The following is a 20,433-nucleotide window of genomic DNA, read 5'->3' on the forward strand; positions in this document are numbered from 1 at the left end:
AATAACTAAATTTACATTAACAGATGAGTGAGTAATCACATTGCAAACATAACATAAATTAAAATATTAAGTTGCGTTTTGATACTACTCAATAGTTAGTTAATTATAAAGATTTTGGATAAGTAGGGTGGAAAACACCCACCCTAGCTGAATTAACCCGGTAAAATCACTGTATCGATAACGTGTACCACACCATTGTCAGCTTCAATATCTGCTGCTAGAACTGTGGCATTTTTAACTTCAAAACCATCAGAAGAATCAATTTTAATCGGTGAACCTTCCACAGAATTAACCGTACCAAGTTGTGCCAAATCAGCCTGTAGCAGCTTTCCTGGAACGACATGATACTTTAAAATCCGCGTTAGCTGGGGAATGTTTTGTAACAGAGTTTGGATAGTTCCCGCTGGTAACTTGGCAAAAGCTTTGTCATTTGGTGCAAAGACAGTGAACGGGCCAGGACTTTTTAATGTTTCTACTAAACCAGCAGCCTGTACAGCTGCTACCAGTGTTTTAAATGACTCAGATGTAACTGCAATATCAACAATATCAGCCATATATTTTACCTAAATCTCTGCAAAAGATTTTAAAGGATAATAAACCTCTTTTAAGTTTTATTAAACAAAATAAATTTAAAATCAGGCGTTGAATAAACTACACCTAGACGCGTACTCCCGTCAGACATTACCTTATGATGTTTCTAGGAAAATTCCGTTATAGAAAAAATGTCCGATCGCACGTATGCCATTCTGGGAACTGGAGCATTAGGTGGATTCTATGGCGCTAGACTGCAAAAAGCTGGGTTGGATGTCCACTTTTTGCTCAAGAGTGATTACCAACAGGTAAAGAAATATGGTTTAGTGGTAGAGTCCAAAGACGGTGACTTTAACCTTCCCGAAGTCCACGCCTACAATGACGTAGAAAAGATGCCACAATGCGATGTGGTGGTGGTGGCACTGAAGACGACGCAAAACCATTTATTACCAAAGATGTTGCCACCTGTAGTTAAAGATAATGGGGTGGTGTTGGTATTACAGAATGGACTTGGTGTAGAAGAGGAAGTTGCTAAAATTGTTGGTAATGTAACTGTTATCGGTGGATTGTGCTTTTTATGTTCTAACAAAGTGGGCCCAGCACATATACACCACCTAGACTATGGGCAAATTACCTTCAGTGAATATACCCCTAATTATCAGCCTAGTGGGATAACTCAGAGGATGCAGCAAATTGCTGATGACTTTGAAAGCGCTAGCATCTCAATTGAATTAGCTGAAGATTTACTACTAGCACGTTGGAAAAAGTTGGTGTGGAATATCCCGTACAATGGGCTTTCTGTGATTCTCAACGCTAGAACAGATGAATTAATGGCGCATGAGTACACTAGCAAGTTAGTTGAACAGTTAATGTATGAAGTAGCGGCGGGGGCGAAAAGTTATGGGCGGACGATCAGCGATCGCTTTATTCAAACAATGCTCGATTATACTGTCAAAATGACGCCTTACCGCCCCAGCATGAAAATTGACTACGACGAACATCGTCCCTTGGAGATAGAAGCAATTTTCGGCAACCCATTACGGAAAGCCCAAGTAAAGGGTGTGAATTTAATGCAGATTAGCTGTTTATACCACCAGTTGAAGTTTTTAGATACTAGGGGAAAGTGAGGAAGATGGGGGAGATAAGAGAGGCAATTATTAACTCCTAACTCCTAACTTGCTACTCCCCCAATTTTTAACGCAGGGATTCAAAAATGACTCAAATCTTTTGTATCTTTACTTGCTACCCTACAAAAGAAATACTTTAATAGCTCATTTTTTGATCGATTTAAGATAGATATAACTGTTCTCGGTTGAGTTAAGTTTTTATACCTCACTCCTCTCATACAGCAGATTTCAACTCGGTGAGGTATAAAAATATTCTACCTGCGCTATCGCGCATCCTCCCCTTGGTAAGAAGAGGGTTGGGGAGGGGTGTACCTCATGTATTTGCAAAAACCTGTAACAAGCGAGGAGCAGATTATGATATACCTTACTTCTACTATTATCTACTAAGAGAAGAAGAATCGTGTAGATAATTGGTCTTTAAAGACGCGATAAATCGCGTCTCTACATCGGGATTTTGTTGCTCATTCTGAACTGTATTGAACTCTAAAATTGAAGCAACTGGTTGACTTTAATATTTAGTCATTCGGTATTTGCTTGAGTAAAGCTGTCCACATATCAGATGGAGCGGAGTAGTAATCAATTTCTTCAACTTGATATTGATAAGATTCACAACCTTCTCGTAAAATAATGCGATCGCAGGTTTTAACGCTTTTCCCTACTCCAGTCATGTACCCGATTGTTCCTTCATTGAGGCGCTCAAATATGTAGTCACCTCCCCAAACTTGTTGTCTATAATCATGGATTTTATTTTTTTGTTTTAATTCTGTTATGGGAGAGAGAACCACAGCTAATTTATTTAAAAAACTAAAACTTAAGTTCATACCTGTTCTGATTGAAGAGAAGGCACTTAAAAACAATTAAAAAATAGAACTTATAATTCATTTAAAAGCCGATTTTTTTAAATTTACAGTACTATTAACCGCAAATTCAACTGTAAAATCACCTAACTGTTGGACGAGATTTGGTGAAATATCAGTTTTTTGCTTAACTATCTAGTATTAATTAATAAGCTTTTTATGTCTTGAAAATGTCATATATGTATATATTATTTTAATATCAATGGAATCTAGTCACTACTTGTAGTGGCTAGAGCTACATCTATCTGCTTCAGTAGTACTTCTAGGGTAGAAGAGTTATCTAAAACAACATCTCCTTGAGCCACTTTTTCTTCGATGGATAACTGGCTGTTAATCCTGGCTCGTGCTTGTTCTGTATTTAAATGGTTTCGTTGTATCAATCTTTGTAGTTGTTGCTCTTGAGAACAACGCACTACCCAGATTTCTGTTACCAAATCAGTCATCCCAGCTTCAAATAATAGAGGCACTACTAACACCAGTGTTTGTGAGGGAGACTGAGCAATTGCTTTGAGAAAGCGATCGCGCACATCAGGATGAATCAAATCTTCTATCCAGTTGCGTTCATCTTGACGATTAAAGATAACTTCACCTAGCTTTTGGCGGTTGAGGCTGCCATTTGGTAGTAAAATTTGCTCGCCGTAACGTTGAGCGATCGCGCCCAGAATCGGCGAACCTAAAGAGACTGCCTCTCTAGCATAAATATCTGCATCCAAAATCGGCAGGTTATAAGTGCTAGCTAAATAATTGGTGACAGTGGTTTTGCCTGTAGCAATACCTCCAGTTAAGCCGATTATACGTTTTGTCATTTGTCATTAGTCATTTGTCAGTAGTTATTCTCCTCTGCTCCTCTGCCTCCCTTGCTCTCTCATCTAAAAATTTGCCGCCCATGCGATCAGTGCTTGGGTTAAACCATCTAAAGTGTATTCTTGGGCTTCTATATCCACACGTCCAAATAAATCATGGCAAGTTTTGGAGGTTTGGGGGCCGATAGAGGCAATACAAACTCCCTCTAAGAATTGGCTAGCATCAGAGTTGTTAGAAAATATGTTGTTAGTAAGTTGACAAAAAAATTGTACAGTTTTAGAACTGGCAAAGGTGATCGCATCTACTTTGCGGTTTTGGAGAGCTAACTTTGCCGCAGGTGGAATACTACTAGGACAACAAGATTGATATGCTGCAACTTCTATCACCTTTGCTCCCTTGAGAGTTAATTCCTTAATTAAAACTTCTCTGCCGCCGCTTTCAACTCTGGGAAATAAAACCTTTTTACCATCTAATTTATCTGGAAAATTTTCCACTAAAGAATCGGCAACAAAGTTAGGGGGAATAAAATCTGCTTGCAGAGAGCGTTGTTTGAGACTTTGGGCTGTTTTCTCACCAACGACGGCAATTTTGATGCCAGCTAAGGCGCGGCTATCTTTACCTTGGGTAGTTAGCCTTTCAAAAAAGTAGTCTATGCCATTGGTAGAAGTGAGAATTAACCAGTCGAAGTCAGATAAATGAGCGATCGCATTATCCAAAGCTTCCCAACTAGAGGGCGGGCCGATTTCTAAGGTAGGCATTTCGATGACTGTTGCACCTGATGCAATGAGGCGATCGCTAAATTGACTCGATTGGCCAACTGAACGTGTCACCAAGATCATTTTACCAGTAAGGGGAAGGGGAGATAGGGGGAAATTGCTTGACATAGCAGGGGGGCTAAAAGTTTTGGCTGAAGTCGAATCCTGACAATCTATTTTCTCAGGTTGTAAGTACTTGCGTAGCCCAACAACTTCGCCAATCACAATTACCGCCGGGGAAAGGGATAATCCGACGGTTTGTTCCAGAATATTGCCCAGTTGCGCCGTCCAAATTTGTTGATCGGGAGTTCCTGCCCAACGGATGATGGCAATGGGTGTTAAGTGCGATCGCCCATGTCGCACAAGTTGATGTACAATCTTTTGTAGATGTCGCCCTCCCATCAAAATTACCAGTGTCTCTAAGCGTGAGAGTGCCTCCCAGTCTAAAACCTCTGGTTCGTGAGCTGTAAGCACTGCAAAAGTGCGGCTTAACACCGGATCTGTTAAGGGAATTCCTGCCAACAAAGGTGCTGCAAGGGCTGAGGAAATTCCTGGTACTAGTTCAAAATCACAACCGGATGTTTTCAACGCTTCAATTTCGGAAGTGCAACGCCCAAAAATCAACGGATCGCCTGATTTGAGCCGTACAACTTGTTTTCCTTGCAGACAGTGCTTCACCAGTAACTTGTTAATCTGTGCTTGGCTTGTACTGGGTTTGCCACCACGTTTACCGACATCTAACTTCAGGCAATCATCTGGTACGCACTGCAATAATTGAGCATCTACTAAAGCATCGTAAACTAACACCTGAGCAGCAGCTAAAAGATTGTCAGCTTTTACTGTTAAGTATGCTGCATCTCCAGGCCCAGCACCTACGAGGTAGACTTTACCCCTTTGTTTTGTCATTTGTCATTTGTCATTTGTCATTTGTCATTTGTCATTTGTCATTTGTCATTTGTTAATAGTTCTTCTTCCCTGCTTCTTTCCTAGTCCCCATTACCCCTTATCCCCAGAGGGGGGCCCACCTTCCCCAGTCCCCAATCCCCAATCCCTTTATTCAATTCGTTTGAGTATTAATTTTTTGGATTAGCCGATCGACTTGCTCAACCATCTCCTTATTTTTCTCAGCTTGGAATAATTCTCTGGCTTTTTTGAGATTTACGATCGCTTCTTTTGGTTGTTGTTGTCTTCCCAAAGTGATTCCCAAATTATAGTAAGTGAATGCATCGTTGGGGACGAGGCTAATGGCTTTTTTGTAATGTGCGATCGCTTCTTGAGGTTTACCTCGATCGTCCATCGCATTTCCCAAACCTGTGTAAGCTTGTGCGTGTTTGGGATCGAGACGAATCGCTGCGGTATAGCCGGCGATTGCTTCTGTTAGCTTGCCTTGAGCGTAAAAAGCACTTGCTAAATTATAGTGAGCGTCTGCATAGTTGGGAGCAAAGCTGATGGCTTTTTTGTAATGTGCGATCGCTTCTTCTAGTTTGCCTTGAGCGTATAGAGTATTTCCCAAGGCATTATAACCTGCTGGATTTTTCGGTTCGAGACGAATGGCTTCGGTATAGTTGGCGACTGCTTCTGCTGGCTTTCCTTGAGCGTACAAAGCGTTTCCTAAGTAATAGTGAGCGTCTGCATACTTAGGATCGAAGCTAATGGATTTTTTATACTGAGTAACTGCTTCTGCTAGCTCACCTCGATCGTACAGAGCATTTCCTAAACGAGTATAAGTCGGTGCATAGTCTGGTTTGAGGTGAATTGCTGCTGTATATTCGGTAACTGCTTCTGTGAGTTTGCCTTGAGCGTAGAGAGCATTTCCTAAGTTATAGTGAGCTTCAGCATACTTGGGTTCAAGGCTGATGGCTTTTTGATATTGTGCGATCGCAGCTTCTAACTGATTCAGTCTTGCTAAAGTCAAACCCAGATTAAAGTATGCTCCAGAGTCTTGAGGATCGAGGCTAATAGCTTTATTGTATTGGGCGATCGCTTCTTGTGGTTTACCTCGATCGTCGAGAGTATTTCCCAAGGCAATATAAGCTTGTGCAAAATTGGGTTCTAGTTCAATTGCTTTCCGAAAAGCCGCCTCTGCTCCTTTTAAATCTCCCTGTTTATAGAGATTGCTTCCTTGCTCGAAGTTAGCAACTGCGTTTTTGTTCCAAATAACTGCGGACTGAGTATTTTGAATTTTTGCTAAAATAACACCAACATCTTTACCAAAGGCACTATTCCCATTACTCAAACACAAGCAGATAATAGCTGCTACCAGTAGATTCTTGTTTTTCAGCATTTTTATTACCTTACTTGCTTGGTTTACATATAATATCAAGTTCGGCTAATTGCGATGTCAAAATACCCCATCTCAGCCCTTCCTTACTCTTAGAGGAGCAAAAGCGTCGCTTTGGCGGGGTTCTAGCAAGAATTATAAGTGATTAAGCTAACTTGATACAAGTGTACTTTCATATAATTGTTTATTTGTACACAAAAACCCTCACCCTAAATCCCTCTCCCAAGCTTGGAGAGGGATTCATATAAGAAGTCTAATAGATGGTGCTTTATTAAAAGTAAAAAGTCGTTTTTATGTAATTGCTGACACTTCTGTTTCCATAAGTTTAACAATAGCTGCAATTAATTTTTCTGGGTTAAAAGGTTTGGATAAATGTATCTGAAACCCAGCTTTTAGGACTTTTTCGTAGTCATTGTTTCTTGCAAACGCAGTCAAGGCAATTGCTGGAATTTGTCCACCTTGTTCTGGTGTCCGAGTTCTCATTTCATGTATTAACATATAGCCATCCATATCGGGCATACTAATATCGCTGACTAACACATCTGGCTTGACCTCTGTTAAAGTTTTTAATGCTTCATCAGCCGAAGATACTGCCATAACAAAAGCCCCATCTTGCTCTAATACAAAAGCAACAAAATCTCGTGAATCAGTATCATCATCGACAACTAAAACCCGGATACCATTCAAAGGTAAGGAGTTAATAGCTAAGAATGCAGGGTAATTTTGTTTATCCGTCAGCCTTGGACTTTCATCTGCCAGAAGCGGTAAGCTAACAGTAAATATTGCCCCTTTACCCTCACCGTGGCTATCTGCTTTGACGATGCCGCCATGCATTTCGATGATATTACGTACAATTGCCAATCCCAGTCCTAATCCACCAAAATTTCTCGTAGAGGTGCTATCTGCTTGGCGAAAGTAATCAAACACGAATGGCAAAAAGTCAGCGCTAATTCCCTTACCCGTATCGCTAACGATGATTTGAGCATAGCCATCAGTTTCCTCTAATCGCACTTCTACCTTTCCTCCCCTTGGTGTAAATTTGATTGCGTTAGAAAGGAAATTCCAGACGACTTGCTGCAAACGAGTCGAGTCGCCCATGATTTGCCTTACACCTGGTTCAAATACTGTATTCACCTCAATCAACTTTGTTTCTGCTGCTAATTGCATTGTCTGTAGTGCCGACAATATCGTAGACTTTAGATTAATCTTTGTGATATTCAGCGTAAGTTTGCCTTGTAAAATTCTGGAAATATCCAGTAAATCCTCAATGAGTTGAACTTGTAAGGTAGCATTCCGCTCGATTGTGGCTAGTGCTTCAGATGTCTTTGTTTCGTCTAACCTACGGGTTTGCAACAACTTTGACCAGCCGAGAATTGCGTTGAGTGGAGTGCGTAGTTCGTGCGAGAGGACGGCTAAAAATTCATCTTTAATTCGATTGGCTGTTTCTGCTTTCGCTCGTGCTACTTGTTCTAATTCCAGCAGGTGCGCTCGTTCTTCAAGTATTTGTTTTTGTTCGTGGATATCTGTACAGGTTCCAAACCACTTGACTACAAAACCTTGCTCATCTTTGAGTGGTAAACCTCGCGCTAGCTGCCAACGATAGGAACCATCAGCAGCTCGTTTAAAGCGATATTCATTATTATATATAGTGCTATTTTTTACAGCATCAGACCATACTTTATCAGCTCTTTGAAGATCATCTGGATGCAATGCAGCTAACCAACCAGAACCCAAAGATTGCTCTAATGTTAGCCCAGTGTATTCGCACCAATTTTGATTAAAATAATCGCATTCGCCGTTAGGTTTAGTTGTCCAGACAAGTTGAGGAATTGCCTCAGCCAAGTAACGGTAGCGTTCTTCGCTTTGTCGGAGAATTTCTAAAATGCGTTGGCGTTCAAGAATTTCTTGTTGTAATTGTTCGTTAGTCTTAGTAATTTCATTGGTACGAACAGCAACCATTTCTTCGAGATGATTCTGGTATTTTCGCAGTTCCTCCTCTACCCATAAGCGTTCGGATATTTGTGTTTGAAGTTCTTGATTTGCTTGTTCTAATTGAGTAGGGCTAGGAAGTGCCAGTGCTTGTGGAACTAAAGATATAAGCTCTACTGCTGTAATTACAGATATTGTTGCAGTTACTGCTTTGAGAAATCCCGACATCCAATAGGTTGGATGCCAAAGTGTCCAAATCTCCATTAAATGAGTGGTGCCGCAAGCTATGATAAATCCACTAAACAGCAAAAAAATCCAATCAAAGGGCAAATCTTGTCGCTTGCGGACAAAGTAGAAGAGTGTAGCTGGAATCGAGTAATAAGCTAGTGCAATGAATGCGTCAGATAATATGTGTAACCAAACTAAATTCGTTTGCCATAGATAGCAATGTCCATGTGGAATAAATGATTCTGATGTCAAAAAGTTAGTCCACAATTCTGATATTATATTTGACATAAATACTTGATTGTTTAATCGATAAAATCTCTGTTTTTGCTTAATATTATTCTCGTACCAAAATATTACTGGTACAGTGTGTCTAATTTCTGTACTGCTTAAGGAGACTACAATATGTCTTTACAAAACAAAAAGGCTGTTAGTATCATCGCTGTTTTGCAAAAAGAAATCATTTAGAATTCCCCATATTTTCTCTTCAAAGTCTAAATCAATTAATTGTGGCTATGGAGCTTGTTGCGCATCCGATTGCAATTATAATGGCTATGAAGAGAGTGGTCAAATTGGCGGAAATTGCGGATATAATTATAGTATGCACTAGTAAGTTACCAAAGAAAAACCATTCCCATCATTATGATGAGAATGGCAAAAAAATTAGGAGACACAACAAGAAAATTTAATCTCTGCAATTCTCATTAAAGTTAAGATTCGCTTGACTTAGCACTCATTTTATCTAACAGTTGAGTGATTTTTTTAGCTTTTTCAGGTTGGCGCTGTTTTTGTAATAAATCTTTAGCTTGTAGTAGGTTAGTTTTAGCTTCTTCTTCTCGCTCTTGCTGCATGAGGATATTCGCCAGACGCAAGTAAGCATCAGGATTTTTCGGACTACGGCGAATTACTTCCCGAAATAATTCTGTTGCTTCCTCTACTTGTCCTCGCTGGTTTAAAACATCTCCCAAAAACAAGCGTACTACATCATTTGTAGAGTTGATGGAAATCACTTTGCGAAAAGCTGCTTCTGCACCTTGGTAATCTTTTGCTTGGGCAAGATTGATCCCTTTTTGAAACAAGTCTGAGGTTATCAAAGTTTTCCAAGCGAAATAGCCAAGGAGTGACAGACTCAGAACAACTACAACAGCAGCGATAATCGAACTAGTGGGAAAGGTTTCTAGCATTGTCTAAGCCAAAAGACAGGCGATAGGAAAAATTAGATATTCTATAAAAAAGAGTTTCCAAATAAATTGGTAGAATTGAGCGATCGCACTTTTATCTTGTAAGTCTACCGTCAAACTCCGCAACCACAGCCAAAGCAATAGCCCAAAATGAGCAATTACCAGGAATATCGGGTTAATCGAGGCGACGTGTAGCACCCCAACCAGAATTATTCCCAAATAACAGGCAGTTATTACCCAAAGAGATAGATTGAACACAGCCTGGGGCCCAAGTTTAATAGTGAAAGTAGTAATATTGTAGAGGCGATCGCCTTCCATATCGGGGATATCTTTAAAAATAGCGATCGCAAAGGTAAACACCAAAATAAATAATGTCAGCACCCACACCACAGGCGGAATTATTTGGCTTTGTTGCAACGCCCAACTGTAATGCAGATATAGCCCTAAGTTAACAATCGTACCGCGCACCGAAAAAATACACAGCGCTGCCCAAACGGGAAACTGTTTTAAGCGAATTGGCGGTAAAGAATAAGCAGTACCAATGGCCAAGCTAATTGCTACCATACCTAATAAGAACGGGCCAGTTAGCCATGCCACAACCAGCGCCAAAATCCCAGTAGAAGCGACAATTAATTGCCCAGTTTGCTGAGAAAACTCACCAGACGCTAAGGGTAAATGAGGCTTATTAATCTTGTCAATTTCCACATCTTCTAATTGATTCAACCCCACAATGTAGACATTGCCACACAGACAACCAATCCATGCACCGAAGACAGGGAGTAGGGAATACGTAGAGATATGATTAATCGCGTCTCTACTTATGGCAATAGCAATTAAATATAAACCCAAAACACTTAGACTTGTACCAATAATTGTGTGAGGGCGAGAGAATTTCCAGAAAGCGTATAACCACTGGAAATATGATTGAACAGGTTTGCCTGGTAAAGGGCTGTTTTGAGAACTTTGGCTCATGAGTAGCTTAGATACAGTATTCTGGCTGGTTGTTAATCATTGTCACAGAATTTGGTCATTAGACTTCTTTCATGAATCAATGAGCTCTCATCCTAAATTCCTCTCCCAAGCTTGGGAGCTACGGTGTACACACATCTTGGTAATGAAGCCCAAAGCCTGGATTTACCCTCCTTAATCCCCTCTTGCAAAGAGGGTAATATCCGGTTCTCCCCCTTACTAAGGGGGAGTTAGAGGGGGTCAAAAGGACTTCTGTATACACCGTAGAGCTTGGGAGAAGGACTTTGAAATTGGCTACCCTTCTCCTTTGTGCCCTCTGCGGTAGCCTGCGACAAGCCGAAGCGTCTACGTTATTCTAAACTTATAACTTCTTGCGCCAATTCAAATCAAGAATGCGATTAATTTTATACAGTAAACCCGGCTGTCATCTATGTGAAGGCTTGCAAGAAAAGCTAGAACAAATCCAAAATCTCAGTTTCGAGTTGGAAATGAGGGATATTACGACTCGTGAAGATTGGTTTGCTGCGTATGAGTATGAAGTGCCGGTACTTTATTTATCGAACCACAGAGGCACAGAGGATGAGGAGGGAAGTGAGAAACCATTGCCGCGTCCTTCTCCTCGTGCTAGCGTGCAACAGTTAGAGCAAATGTTGCGTAAATATTTAGCCAATTAGAAAAAAATAATGCAGAATAAGCGCAAGATTAAGAATGTGACGAGGTTCACAAAATGAAATTGCGGGAATTACTAACAGCGGTAGACAGTGTTGAGCAATTGCCTAGTTATCCAACTTTGGAGGATGTGGAAGTTAGGGGTTTAAAGACGAATTCCCATGCTTGTCGTGTGGGAGATTTGTTTATTGGGATGCCAGGAACGCGGGTTGATGGTGGAGAATTTTGGCAAAGTGCGATCGCATCGGGGGCTGTAGCTGCGATCGTTTCTCCCGAAGCTGCACAAAAAAATCCTCCCACAAATCAGGCTGTGGTCATTAGTGCAAGTAACATCACTCAAGCTTGTGCCCAGATAGCCAGTGCTTTTTATGGTTATCCGGGGCGAAAACTCAAGTTGGTAGGCGTAACTGGTACAAATGGCAAAACTACGACTACTCATTTAATTGAATTTCTGCTAGGGCAAGCTAATTTAGCTACAGCTTTGATGGGAACTCTCTACACTCGTTGGGCAGGTTTTGAGCAAACTGCTGCCCACACTACCCCTTTTGCGGTGGAACTGCAACAGCAGCTAGCAGAGGCGGTAAAGGCTGGGAGTGAGTTCGGGGTAATGGAAGTCAGTTCTCACGCTTTGTCCCAAGGTAGAGTGTTGGGGTGTGAATTTGAGGTGGCGGTATTTAGTAATCTTACTCAAGACCATCTTGACTATCACAGCGATATGGAAGATTACTTTGCTGCCAAAGCGTTGTTATTTAGTCCTAATTATCTCAAGGGACGGGCAATAATTAATGCTGATGATTCTTACGGGAAGCGGTTAATTGTATCGTTGGATTCCGAACGAGTTTGGAGTTACAGCGTCAACGACAACAGCGCTGATTTATGGATGAGCGATTTAAGTTACCAGCCAAATGGTGTTAGTGGGACATTACATACACCAAAAGGTGACGTGGCTTTTCGATCGCCCCTAGTCGGACAATATAATTTAGAAAATCTTTTAGCAGCCGTAGGAGCAGTTTTGCACTTAGGGCTAGATTTGCAGTTAGTGGCAAATGTAATACCTGAATTTCCCGGAGTCCCCGGACGGATGGAACGGGTACAGATTAGTACTGAGCAAGATATTAGCGTGATTGTGGATTATGCCCACACACCCGATAGCTTGGAAAATTTATTGAAAGCTGCACGTCCGTTTATACCTGGTAAATTGATTTGTGTATTTGGTTGTGGAGGCGATCGCGATCGCACTAAGCGCCCAAAAATGGGTAAAATTGCCGCCCAGTTAGCTGATGTGGCAGTGGTGACATCAGATAATCCCCGGACTGAAGATCCAGAAAGGATTTTGCAAGATATTTTGGCGGGAATAGCTGACACAGTGCAGCCAACAGTAATTTGCGATCGGGCGATCGCAATTCGTACTGCTATTTTACAAGCACAACCCGGTGATGGAGTATTGCTTGCTGGTAAAGGTCACGAAGACTACCAAATTCTCGGCACCGAAAAAATCCATTTTGACGACCGAGAACACGCACGCGACGCTTTACACGAAAGACTTAACGTACAAGCTTAATTTGGGCATTGGGCATGGGCATTGGGCATTGGTAACTCTTCCCCATTCCCCATTCCCCACTCTCCTCTAGGTAGAGTTTTTTATAGTTAATGTTTCTTTCCGTAGTGATTTTGTAAAAGATGCACACATAAAGGTGAAAATCGAAGACAGAATTATTTCTTGCTTCATCCAAGTTGTGCTTGACTCATGAATGTTTCTCTGACTAAGGATCTGTCTGTTTATCAACTGGTTATGGGAGTGCAAACGCCTCCTAAACCATTGTCCCTCAGTCCTGCTACTCTGCTATCACTGGTAAGAGCGCAAATTGACTTACTCATTGAGCAGCAAATTGCAGCCACTCTATGGGTGAAGCTACCACCAGATAAAATTTGGCAATCAGAATTAGCGCGTTATCAATCCTCGGTAGGTGCGTCTAGTCTCATTTATACTTGCCAGATTGAGGAGAAGAGAAGAATCGGCGCAGGGGAAGCAGGGGAAGAAAATTTTACTTTGTCTCCCTCATCTCCACATTATGTCCCTGTTTACCTACCACCAGATAGCCAAATGCGACGGGAAAACTTTCTGATGGTGTTATCACCCCAGTTTTGCAGTTTAATTTTGGCTCATCGACCACTAAAAAAACGCAAAAATCAGACATCGGGGAAGATAAATACTAATAAAAACCAGCCGTTGCTGATTATAACTACTGTTGAGGGGAGAGTAATTCAGCAAGTATTAAATGGTATCCAACAAGCGATTGCACCAGAATCATCCTCAATACCTGCTAGTTTTATTTGTCCAACTGTGCCCGAAGCCACACTTATGAATCAACTGTTGGCAAAACAACTCCTCCGACAAGATGAAATTAATCGTCAAATCATCACAGTACGTACTAATAAGTTGGAGCAGCAAAATCAAGAACTGCACAACAAAGAGCAACTCAAAGATGAATACCTGAAAAATGTCTGTCAGGAACTACGTATATCCTTGACGCACATGAAGACAGCACTTTCGTTATTAAATTCCCCTAATCTTAAACCCCCACAGCGACAACGTTATTTACAAATGTTAAATACGCAGTGCGATCAGCAAAATTCCCTGATTACTGGTTTTTTGGAACTGGTGCAACTAGAACAGAATTTAGAGGGGACGACTTTGGAGTTGGTGCGTCTCTCAGAGATTGTACCTGGAGTAGTCAGTACTTACCAACCTGTAGCCCAAGAAAAAGGAATTATGCTAGCCTACACCGTACCGACTGAACTCCCATCTGTTTGGTGCGTGACTGGTAAGCTGAGACAAATTGTGATTAATCTGCTGCACAACAGTCTTAAGTTTACTCCTAATGGAGGTCAAGTATGGGTGCGTGCCCGTACTCAAGGCGATTATGTCCAATTAGAATTCCGCGACACAGGTATCGGTATTGCCGAAAACGAAATTCCCAAAATCTTCGATCGGTTTTATCGTGTGCGTACAGCAGTAACCGAAGATTATGGTGGTGCTGGGTTGGGGTTAACAATTGTACAGCAATTGCTACTGCGCTGTGGTGGATCTATTTCTGTAAAAAGTAAATTATCTGAAGGTTCTACCTTTACAGTACACCTGGCAAGTGTTGGTAATATCCCAAAAGCGATCGCTACAGAAAATGAGTTATGAGTTATAAGTGATGAGTTAAAAATTCATAACTCATCACTCATAACTTATAACTCCTACAGTTATTTTGCCTAACCTGCTGCAAACTCAGTAAACTTCCGTTTGTAGGGAGCATGAAAACCCAAAACAATAGACCTCTTGCATAAGTCGAATAGACCCCCCTTAATCCCCCCTTATAAAGGGGGGAAACTTGAAATCTTGCCCCCTCCCCTTCACAAGGGGAGGGTTGGGGAGGGGTAATTCAAGGATTTTTGCAAGAGGTCTAATATCTTAATTTTGTGACTCCAGCATTATTGGCCATTAGTTCATAATCAAAAGTCCATAGTCAATAGTTAGTCTCATTCAGATATTTATGCCTAACCGAATGGCGGCAACCATGTAGCGAAAGATGTAGTCTAATAACTCAATATAATTACGAGCAGCTTCAAAAGAACAAGCCCAAACTGTCAAACCATGATCGCGAATTAGTAATGCGGATATTTGCGGTGGAGTGACTGAATTTGGTCAAACTTTGCCATTAACTCATCAAGGTTAGGAATCCCTTGATGAAGAACAACCAAATCACGAGATTTATAGCCGGCTGTCTGTTGTAGTTGCTCAAAGTAACTATCTATTGCTTTGAGTACTTGTTCTTTTTCATCTTCGTTGAGACTATCCTGTGCCAACAAATGTTGGAGTTTGGGGTTATCTGCTACAGTCAGGCGATTAATTTGAATATTCAGGGGGGCTAATTCCTGGGCAATGTGAATTAAATCGGTTTGGAGAGTTCCATTTTCTAGTTTGAGAACTGCCATTTTTGACCTCTAGTAAAATAGTTATAATAAGGCTTTCGAGGCATAACTCGTGGGAGCAAATACACTATTTAAAAAGTATTCTATTGTTTCATATTTGGCAGGAGCGTTAATCATACCCGTGGCAGGTTCATATCTTGCTCCCAGCCATTTTCTCTGCCCTTATACCTTGTATACCTGTATTTGTGCTGTCTTCTTAGATAATTTCTATTGTTAGCGCGGTGAAACTTCTGTATTCAACCAATTGACAAAACCCTGATTAACTGCTGTCGGAGAAATTTCGGCGATAAAATTAGTATAAGTAATATGCTCTTGAATAAGTTTTTCTATTTCTAAAGCATAACCATCTTGAGTTTTGATAATTAAAACAACTTCTGGTTCTTCAGTAATTTCTCCTTGCCAACTATAAGCACAAGTAATTGGGAACCAATTGACACAAACTGCTAACTTACATTCCAGTAATGCCCGACCAATTTGGCGTGCTTCGTCTATGTTATTTAAAGTTACATAGTAGATTTTCATAAAAGTTTTCGACTTACAATTAAAGACATTTGTGCAATTCCTTAACCTTTCACGGGTGCTTTGCGAGCAACATGAACAGCAGAAAGAAACGAGAGTTGTATGCTATCTCCAAATTTTTCTAGCTTCTCCCGCAATCCTGCAAATAGTAACTCTTTTGCTTGTGGCTCTAGTCTCCGAAAGGTACTCAAAAGCTTGAGGTAGTCATCAATGCTATAGGTGATTTCACAAGCAGTTTGCTCAACAACCAACTCTTTAAAACAATTGGAGTCTAAAATCTCTTGTCCAAACCCCCTCAAAATCTCCGCTTGAATCTGTGCACCTTCATATCGAACAAAGGAGGGCGCATAAGTTTGATACACTTCCTCTAAAACTTGGTAAACTTCGTATTTCGGTTCTGGGGTCAGATTCCATAGCAGGATCAGAAAACCGTTATCGCACATTGCCGCTGCTGCCTTGGTATATCTAATCTCTGGCGGTATCCAGTGAAAGGCATTGGCTCCTAGAACGGCATTGAACTGTTTTGCTTCGAGTTCCCACTCCTCAAATGAAGTATTGCAAATTGTAACTTTTGGATATCGATCGCAGTTGTGTTGTGCCAAATGACAAAAATCCTGGTTTGGCTCAATACACGTCATTGAAAAACCAAATTGAGCAAAAGCTACCGTCGCATTTCCTGGACCACAACCAACCTCAAGAATCGATGCATCTGAGTCAAGTTGGGCTAAAGCGACAGACCTATCGATTAGTTTATGTGGATAGTGCGGTCTTGCATTGTAATAAACATCAGCAACGGGAGAATACCAAGTCCTTCGCTGTTCCAAATCCATAGAAGCTCTGGCATTTATTTCTTGTCTAAAGTCTTGCATAAGCTAGGGTGTGTCAGCGATGAAGTCCAATTTCATTTTAGAACAATTTTGCTGTTTATTTCCCGATACAGAACTTACTAAAAATCCTCTCTAAAACTGATTCTGTGACTTCCTCTCCAGTAATTTATCCTAAAGCTTGAATCACACCCCGTAAGTCAATTGTCTAAAAATAAAGAGGTAACTCCTGAACAATTGTTGCTTGTACTTGTTCCAAATATATTTTAGCTTAGTTAAGGCTGCTGCCTGCCTTTGGTTAATAGCTAAATCCATATCAGCCGCTTGCACTTTTCTAGATTGAACTATCTCTAAAATTGCTGTTTTAAATGATAAAGGGTCATCGGTAATAGTCCACCCATCCTTTTTTAAAGCTGAAGAAACAGTATTATGAAAAATATTTTTAGCTTACATAGTTTAATTGTAAATATATTCACTGGCAGTTTTTGTTGGCAGCAACTATAAAAATTCTATCAAAACAAATGGTTTGAACTGGTAATTTTATTTATATTAGCTCTCAAAATCAATGCGTTTACAAAATTAATCTTATTGATAAAAGACATAATGTTATTTGAATGAGTTTTTTGGCAACACCTGTGTAAACTCTCCACTTTGTTTATTGCAAACTACTATAAATTCACTATTTGGCATTCGTAGCTCTACCGGAATTATTTCAGTTGGTAACTCCATTAGTAACCCACCATCTAACATTCCTGCACCGGGAAAGGCTATAACCGTAATTATGCCTGGTTTAAGACAACCAAGAACTTGAACTGGAATTTTATCAAACATTATATTATATGTATTATAACAATTAAAAATTAGACATAAATATTACGAGTTTTTATTTTTTTAATTAATACTTTTATGGTTTATTTACCGATACAGAACTTACTAAAAATTCTCTCTAAAACTGATTCTGTTACTTCTTCTCCGGTAATTTCTCCCAAAGCTTGAATCGCCCCCCGTAAGTCAATTGTCCAAAAATCAAGAGGTAACTGCTGAACAATTGTTGCTTGTACTTGTTCTAAAGATATTTTAGCTTGAGTTAAGGCTGCTGCCTGCCTTTGGTTAATGGCTAAATCCATATCAGCCGCTTGTACTTTTCCAGATTGAACTATCTCTAAAATTGCTGTTTCTAAAGCATCAATACCTTGATTTTGGGCTGCGGCTATGACAATTGTAGATTTTGGCTCGTACCTTTGGTGCGCTGGAAGCGCAACTGGGATTTTAGATTGAAGGTTTTCCCGATCAATTTCTTCTACTAAATCAATTTTGTTAATCACTATAATCAATGGACGATGTTGCACCTTTTCATAAATTTCTTCATCGCCTGCTGTCCAGCCTGCGGAAGCATCGATGGTAAGCAAGACTAAATCAGCTGCATTGGCGGCACGACGCGATCGCTCCACACCAATTTTTTCCACTTGGTCTGTTGTTTCCCGAATCCCCGCTGTATCTAGTACTTGTACGGGAATTCCCCCGACAACTAACTGAGATTCCACCACATCGCGGGTTGTGCCAGGTAAATCAGTCACAATGGCGCGATCGCTCCGACTCCAAGCATTCAATAAACTCGACTTACCCACATTCGGACGCCCGACAATTGCCACTTTTAAACCAGTGCGTAGCAACTCACCTTTATCTTTGGTTTCCAATAACCTAGTTATTTCTGCGGCAATTTCATCGATTGCTGATATAATTGCTTTATCATCCAACGGCGGAAGGTCTTCCTCAAAATCAATCCGAGCTTCGATTTCTGCCAAAATATCCAAACAGTTAGCGCGTAACTGCCGAATCGGATGAGCTAATTTTCCTTGTAAACCAGCTAAGGCACTTTGAGCAGCTTGGGGCGATTTAGCTCCGACTAAATCAGCAATACCTTCGGCTTGAGTTAAATCCAATCGTCCATTCAAAAAGGCGCGGAGAGTAAATTCTCCAGGTTGCGCTAGTCTGGCCCCATTTTCCAAACACAGTTGTAATACCTGCTGCACTGCCATAATTCCCCCGTGGCAATGGAATTCTACTACATCTTCACGAGTGTAAGAACGGGGTGCTTTCATCATCAACAACAAAGCTTCATCCACCATTTGTTGCGTCTGGGGATGGCGAATGTAACCGTAGAGAATCTGGTGACTTTCCCAAACTTGTCGCCCTGGTGCATGAAAGAGAATTTGGGCGATTGCCATTGCTTGAGAACCAGACACCCGCACAATCCCAACACTACCCTGTTGGGGGACAACAGCAGTAGCGATCGCGGCTATAGTTCCAGTAGTAGCAAAGAGTTCTGACATGAGCGCCCTTTATTAAGAGTGAGGAGTAAAAATCATAGCTTATAACTCATAAGTTTCTAAATGGTAAGTATTTAGACTAATGAGATACCACCTGGCAAGGTAAAATTTACTTGTAGGTCATGCCTGATAGTAAAGAGTTAAGAGCAAAGCCAAAGACGCCCCGTCTTTGGTGAAGAGTTAGAGATGAAAATCATGACTCACAACTTATAACTCATAACTTTTAGAGAGAGGAATTTACTGTGGAGCAAAAGATTAACTGCGCTGTAGCCTGTGTTAACGGGTGTGTTTTAGGGGATAAATGCCCCAATACCGAGTTTAGAGAGTCAGCCGCAAAATTTATTGAAGATACTCCCTTAGAGAAAATGCTGGAGTTGGCACAAGAACGTCTGCAAAAAAAAATGATGGAACCGCCAAAATGGGTTTTTCCTGAAGATCCATAGCATTTGAGCCAACAGGCACAAGCAAGACAGCGTGGAAGTTAAATGGTATCTGGATCTATATTTAATTCTCGCAGTTTTGCTGCCAAGCGATCGCTACGTTGTTTCTGGTGTTGTGCCACTTCTTCCGGTGTGGGAATCAGTTCTCCTTCACGAGTGTAAAAGCGTAATTTTTCTTGAACAACTCCTAAATATAAACCTAGCTGTTGACTCCATAACCAGCCTTGGGGATTTCGTTCTAGCGGTTGATATTCACCATCCAGCAAATGGAACCCTGAAAATTCTAACGTTTCGGGGTCAAACCAGAAGTAATCTGGCGTGCGAAATATATCTTGGTAAATTTGTTTTTTTAAGCCTTTATCAGTGTCGCCTGTGCTATCCGAGATAATTTCTATAATTACATTGGGATATTTGCCATCTTCTTCCCAGACAACCCAACTTTTACGGGGTTTGCGTTCAGTCCCCAGTACCACAAAAAAATCTGGCCCCCGGAAATTTTCTGATTTGCGCTGGCGTGGACTGTAGTAGATGGTGAGATTACCCGATGCATAAAAATCTTTGCGATTTTGCCACAGCCACTCCAAACATTGGATGAGCAGTGTCATTTGCAACCGATGCAAGTCAGTTTCCAAAGGCGGTTCGTCACTATATAAATTCCCTGGGGGAAATATAACATTTTCTGGGGATTCTAAATCTTGGGCGACAGACATGGCAACAAGCGTCTCATTGCTATAAGTTTAGCGTAGCAGTCAGCCCAACTCTTAGAGCCGCTGTTCGCGTTCAGGGAATTTAAAATGCAAAACTGGTCAGGGTTAAAGCATTCTACAGCACCTAATTATTACGTGAGTTCGACAGACCTCTCCCTCCCAGCCTCCCTCTTTTAAAAGGCGCTACGGTGTACACACAAGTCTCTACGTTGTTCTTTGAATCTGGGTTTTACCCCACCCTAACCACTGCTTGAATTCAATAAACGACCACCCGAATTCAATAAACGACCACCCGAATTCAATA

19 protein-coding genes and 2 pseudogenes are annotated in these 20,433 nt (G+C 41.0%); 5 read left to right on the forward strand and 16 right to left on the reverse strand.

Annotated elements, in window-relative coordinates; genetic code table 11:
• Nucleotides 1-152 precede the first annotated feature (152 nt).
• Nucleotides 153-554 carry a fasciclin domain-containing protein gene (locus ACFE93_RS13665; protein ID WP_375473795.1) on the reverse strand — a complete coding sequence of 134 codons (402 nt, stop codon included), beginning with the start codon at nt 552-554 and terminating at the stop codon, nt 153-155.
• A gap of 168 nt (nt 555-722) precedes the next feature.
• Between ACFE93_RS13665 and ACFE93_RS13670 the strand changes: the two genes are divergently transcribed.
• Nucleotides 723-1,658: a putative 2-dehydropantoate 2-reductase gene (locus tag ACFE93_RS13670; protein ID WP_375473796.1), complete on the forward strand. Its 936-nt coding sequence runs from the start codon at nt 723-725 to the stop codon at nt 1,656-1,658.
• A gap of 515 nt (nt 1,659-2,173) precedes the next feature.
• Here ACFE93_RS13670 and ACFE93_RS13675 read toward each other — a convergent pair.
• From ACFE93_RS13675 to ACFE93_RS13705, 7 genes are all read right to left on the reverse strand, one after another.
• Complete coding sequence (locus tag ACFE93_RS13675) at nt 2,174-2,479, reverse strand: hypothetical protein (RefSeq protein ID WP_375473797.1); 306 nt, start codon at nt 2,477-2,479, stop codon at nt 2,174-2,176.
• A gap of 245 nt (nt 2,480-2,724) precedes the next feature.
• Nucleotides 2,725-3,321: a dephospho-CoA kinase gene (coaE, locus tag ACFE93_RS13680; protein WP_375473798.1), complete on the reverse strand. Its 597-nt coding sequence runs from the start codon at nt 3,319-3,321 to the stop codon at nt 2,725-2,727.
• A 63-nt stretch (nt 3,322-3,384) separates the two neighbouring features.
• Nucleotides 3,385-4,980, reverse strand: a complete 1,596-nt coding sequence (gene cobA, locus ACFE93_RS13685) for a uroporphyrinogen-III C-methyltransferase (RefSeq protein WP_375473799.1) — start codon at nt 4,978-4,980, stop codon at nt 3,385-3,387.
• A gap of 151 nt (nt 4,981-5,131) precedes the next feature.
• Complete coding sequence (locus ACFE93_RS13690; protein ID WP_375473800.1) at nt 5,132-6,358, reverse strand: tetratricopeptide repeat protein; 1,227 nt, start codon at nt 6,356-6,358, stop codon at nt 5,132-5,134.
• A 288-nt stretch (nt 6,359-6,646) separates the two neighbouring features.
• Entirely contained in the window at nt 6,647-8,800 is a 2,154-nt protein-coding gene (locus ACFE93_RS13695; RefSeq protein ID WP_375473801.1) for an ATP-binding protein, read from the reverse strand.
• A 419-nt stretch (nt 8,801-9,219) separates the two neighbouring features.
• Complete coding sequence (locus ACFE93_RS13700) at nt 9,220-9,693, reverse strand: tetratricopeptide repeat protein (RefSeq protein ID WP_375473802.1); 474 nt, start codon at nt 9,691-9,693, stop codon at nt 9,220-9,222.
• Nucleotides 9,694-9,696: 3 nt separating this feature from the next.
• Nucleotides 9,697-10,662, reverse strand: a complete 966-nt coding sequence (locus ACFE93_RS13705) for a homogentisate phytyltransferase (RefSeq protein WP_375473803.1) — start codon at nt 10,660-10,662, stop codon at nt 9,697-9,699.
• Nucleotides 10,663-11,051: 389 nt separating this feature from the next.
• On the opposite strand from ACFE93_RS13705, the gene ACFE93_RS13710 reads away from it, so the two are divergent.
• The 3 genes from ACFE93_RS13710 to ACFE93_RS13720 all read left to right on the forward strand — a co-directional run bounded on the left by ACFE93_RS13710 (nt 11,052) and on the right by ACFE93_RS13720 (nt 14,521).
• On the forward strand, nt 11,052-11,333 hold the full coding sequence (locus ACFE93_RS13710; RefSeq protein WP_375473804.1) for a glutaredoxin family protein: 282 nt from the start codon (nt 11,052-11,054) through the stop codon (nt 11,331-11,333).
• A gap of 53 nt (nt 11,334-11,386) precedes the next feature.
• Nucleotides 11,387-12,889 carry a UDP-N-acetylmuramoyl-L-alanyl-D-glutamate--2,6-diaminopimelate ligase gene (locus tag ACFE93_RS13715; protein WP_375473805.1) on the forward strand — a complete coding sequence of 501 codons (1,503 nt, stop codon included), beginning with the start codon at nt 11,387-11,389 and terminating at the stop codon, nt 12,887-12,889.
• A 186-nt stretch (nt 12,890-13,075) separates the two neighbouring features.
• Entirely contained in the window at nt 13,076-14,521 is a 1,446-nt protein-coding gene (locus ACFE93_RS13720; protein ID WP_375473806.1) for a DICT sensory domain-containing protein, read from the forward strand.
• Between the two features lie 339 nt (nt 14,522-14,860).
• Here ACFE93_RS13720 and ACFE93_RS13725 read toward each other — a convergent pair.
• From ACFE93_RS13725 to mnmE, 7 genes and pseudogenes are all read right to left on the reverse strand, one after another.
• Nucleotides 14,861-15,016 (reverse strand): annotated as a pseudogene (locus tag ACFE93_RS13725) (class II aldolase/adducin family protein); the annotation flags it as partial.
• Nucleotides 14,983-15,312 carry a hypothetical protein gene (locus tag ACFE93_RS13730; RefSeq protein WP_375473807.1) on the reverse strand — a complete coding sequence of 110 codons (330 nt, stop codon included), beginning with the start codon at nt 15,310-15,312 and terminating at the stop codon, nt 14,983-14,985. The pseudogene ACFE93_RS13725 and the gene ACFE93_RS13730, both read right to left, overlap by 34 nt.
• 210 nt (nt 15,313-15,522) lie before the next feature.
• Nucleotides 15,523-15,831: a divalent-cation tolerance protein CutA gene (cutA, locus tag ACFE93_RS13735; RefSeq protein WP_375473808.1), complete on the reverse strand. Its 309-nt coding sequence runs from the start codon at nt 15,829-15,831 to the stop codon at nt 15,523-15,525.
• A gap of 41 nt (nt 15,832-15,872) precedes the next feature.
• On the reverse strand, nt 15,873-16,697 hold the full coding sequence (locus tag ACFE93_RS13740) for a class I SAM-dependent methyltransferase (protein ID WP_375473809.1): 825 nt from the start codon (nt 16,695-16,697) through the stop codon (nt 15,873-15,875).
• Nucleotides 16,698-16,752: 55 nt separating this feature from the next.
• Nucleotides 16,753-17,096, reverse strand: a pseudogene (locus ACFE93_RS13745) (element excision factor XisH family protein); the annotation flags it as partial.
• Between the two features lie 162 nt (nt 17,097-17,258).
• On the reverse strand, nt 17,259-17,483 hold the full coding sequence (locus tag ACFE93_RS13750; protein WP_375473810.1) for a hypothetical protein: 225 nt from the start codon (nt 17,481-17,483) through the stop codon (nt 17,259-17,261).
• An 80-nt stretch (nt 17,484-17,563) separates the two neighbouring features.
• On the reverse strand, nt 17,564-18,985 hold the full coding sequence (gene mnmE / locus ACFE93_RS13755; protein WP_375473811.1) for a tRNA uridine-5-carboxymethylaminomethyl(34) synthesis GTPase MnmE: 1,422 nt from the start codon (nt 18,983-18,985) through the stop codon (nt 17,564-17,566).
• Nucleotides 18,986-19,224: 239 nt separating this feature from the next.
• Between mnmE and ACFE93_RS13760 the strand changes: the two genes are divergently transcribed.
• A complete protein-coding gene (locus ACFE93_RS13760; RefSeq protein ID WP_375473812.1) occupies nt 19,225-19,425 on the forward strand; it encodes a hypothetical protein in 201 nt (66 codons plus the stop codon).
• A 38-nt stretch (nt 19,426-19,463) separates the two neighbouring features.
• Here ACFE93_RS13760 and ACFE93_RS13765 read toward each other — a convergent pair whose 3' ends face one another.
• Nucleotides 19,464-20,132, reverse strand: coding sequence for a Uma2 family endonuclease (locus tag ACFE93_RS13765; RefSeq protein ID WP_375473813.1), 669 nt, complete (start codon nt 20,130-20,132; stop codon nt 19,464-19,466).
• Nucleotides 20,133-20,433 lie beyond the last annotated feature (301 nt).

Source organism: uncultured Nostoc sp. (assembly GCF_964247315.1).
Taxonomy (GTDB): domain Bacteria; phylum Cyanobacteriota; class Cyanobacteriia; order Cyanobacteriales; family Nostocaceae; genus Nostoc.

Excerpts from the sequence above, each read along its gene's own strand:
- ACFE93_RS13665 (WP_375473795.1), bottom strand. The coding sequence starts at position 554 with ATGGCTGATATTGTTGATATTGCAGTTACATCTGAGTCATTTAAAACA.
- ACFE93_RS13670 (WP_375473796.1), top strand. The coding sequence starts at position 723 with ATGTCCGATCGCACGTATGCCATTCTGGGAACTGGAGCATTAGGTGGA.
- ACFE93_RS13675 (WP_375473797.1), bottom strand. The coding sequence starts at position 2,479 with ATGAACTTAAGTTTTAGTTTTTTAAATAAATTAGCTGTGGTTCTCTCT.
- coaE (WP_375473798.1), bottom strand. The coding sequence starts at position 3,321 with ATGACAAAACGTATAATCGGCTTAACTGGAGGTATTGCTACAGGCAAA.
- cobA (WP_375473799.1), bottom strand. The coding sequence starts at position 4,980 with ATGACAAAACAAAGGGGTAAAGTCTACCTCGTAGGTGCTGGGCCTGGA.
- ACFE93_RS13690 (WP_375473800.1), bottom strand. The coding sequence starts at position 6,358 with ATGCTGAAAAACAAGAATCTACTGGTAGCAGCTATTATCTGCTTGTGT.
- ACFE93_RS13695 (WP_375473801.1), bottom strand. The coding sequence starts at position 8,800 with ATGTCAAATATAATATCAGAATTGTGGACTAACTTTTTGACATCAGAA.
- ACFE93_RS13700 (WP_375473802.1), bottom strand. The coding sequence starts at position 9,693 with ATGCTAGAAACCTTTCCCACTAGTTCGATTATCGCTGCTGTTGTAGTT.
- ACFE93_RS13705 (WP_375473803.1), bottom strand. The coding sequence starts at position 10,662 with ATGAGCCAAAGTTCTCAAAACAGCCCTTTACCAGGCAAACCTGTTCAA.
- ACFE93_RS13710 (WP_375473804.1), top strand. The coding sequence starts at position 11,052 with ATGCGATTAATTTTATACAGTAAACCCGGCTGTCATCTATGTGAAGGC.
- ACFE93_RS13715 (WP_375473805.1), top strand. The coding sequence starts at position 11,387 with ATGAAATTGCGGGAATTACTAACAGCGGTAGACAGTGTTGAGCAATTG.
- ACFE93_RS13720 (WP_375473806.1), top strand. The coding sequence starts at position 13,076 with ATGAATGTTTCTCTGACTAAGGATCTGTCTGTTTATCAACTGGTTATG.
- ACFE93_RS13730 (WP_375473807.1), bottom strand. The coding sequence starts at position 15,312 with ATGGCAGTTCTCAAACTAGAAAATGGAACTCTCCAAACCGATTTAATT.
- cutA (WP_375473808.1), bottom strand. The coding sequence starts at position 15,831 with ATGAAAATCTACTATGTAACTTTAAATAACATAGACGAAGCACGCCAA.
- ACFE93_RS13740 (WP_375473809.1), bottom strand. The coding sequence starts at position 16,697 with ATGCAAGACTTTAGACAAGAAATAAATGCCAGAGCTTCTATGGATTTG.
- ACFE93_RS13750 (WP_375473810.1), bottom strand. The coding sequence starts at position 17,483 with ATGTTTGATAAAATTCCAGTTCAAGTTCTTGGTTGTCTTAAACCAGGC.
- mnmE (WP_375473811.1), bottom strand. The coding sequence starts at position 18,985 with ATGTCAGAACTCTTTGCTACTACTGGAACTATAGCCGCGATCGCTACT.
- ACFE93_RS13765 (WP_375473813.1), bottom strand. The coding sequence starts at position 20,132 with ATGTCTGTCGCCCAAGATTTAGAATCCCCAGAAAATGTTATATTTCCC.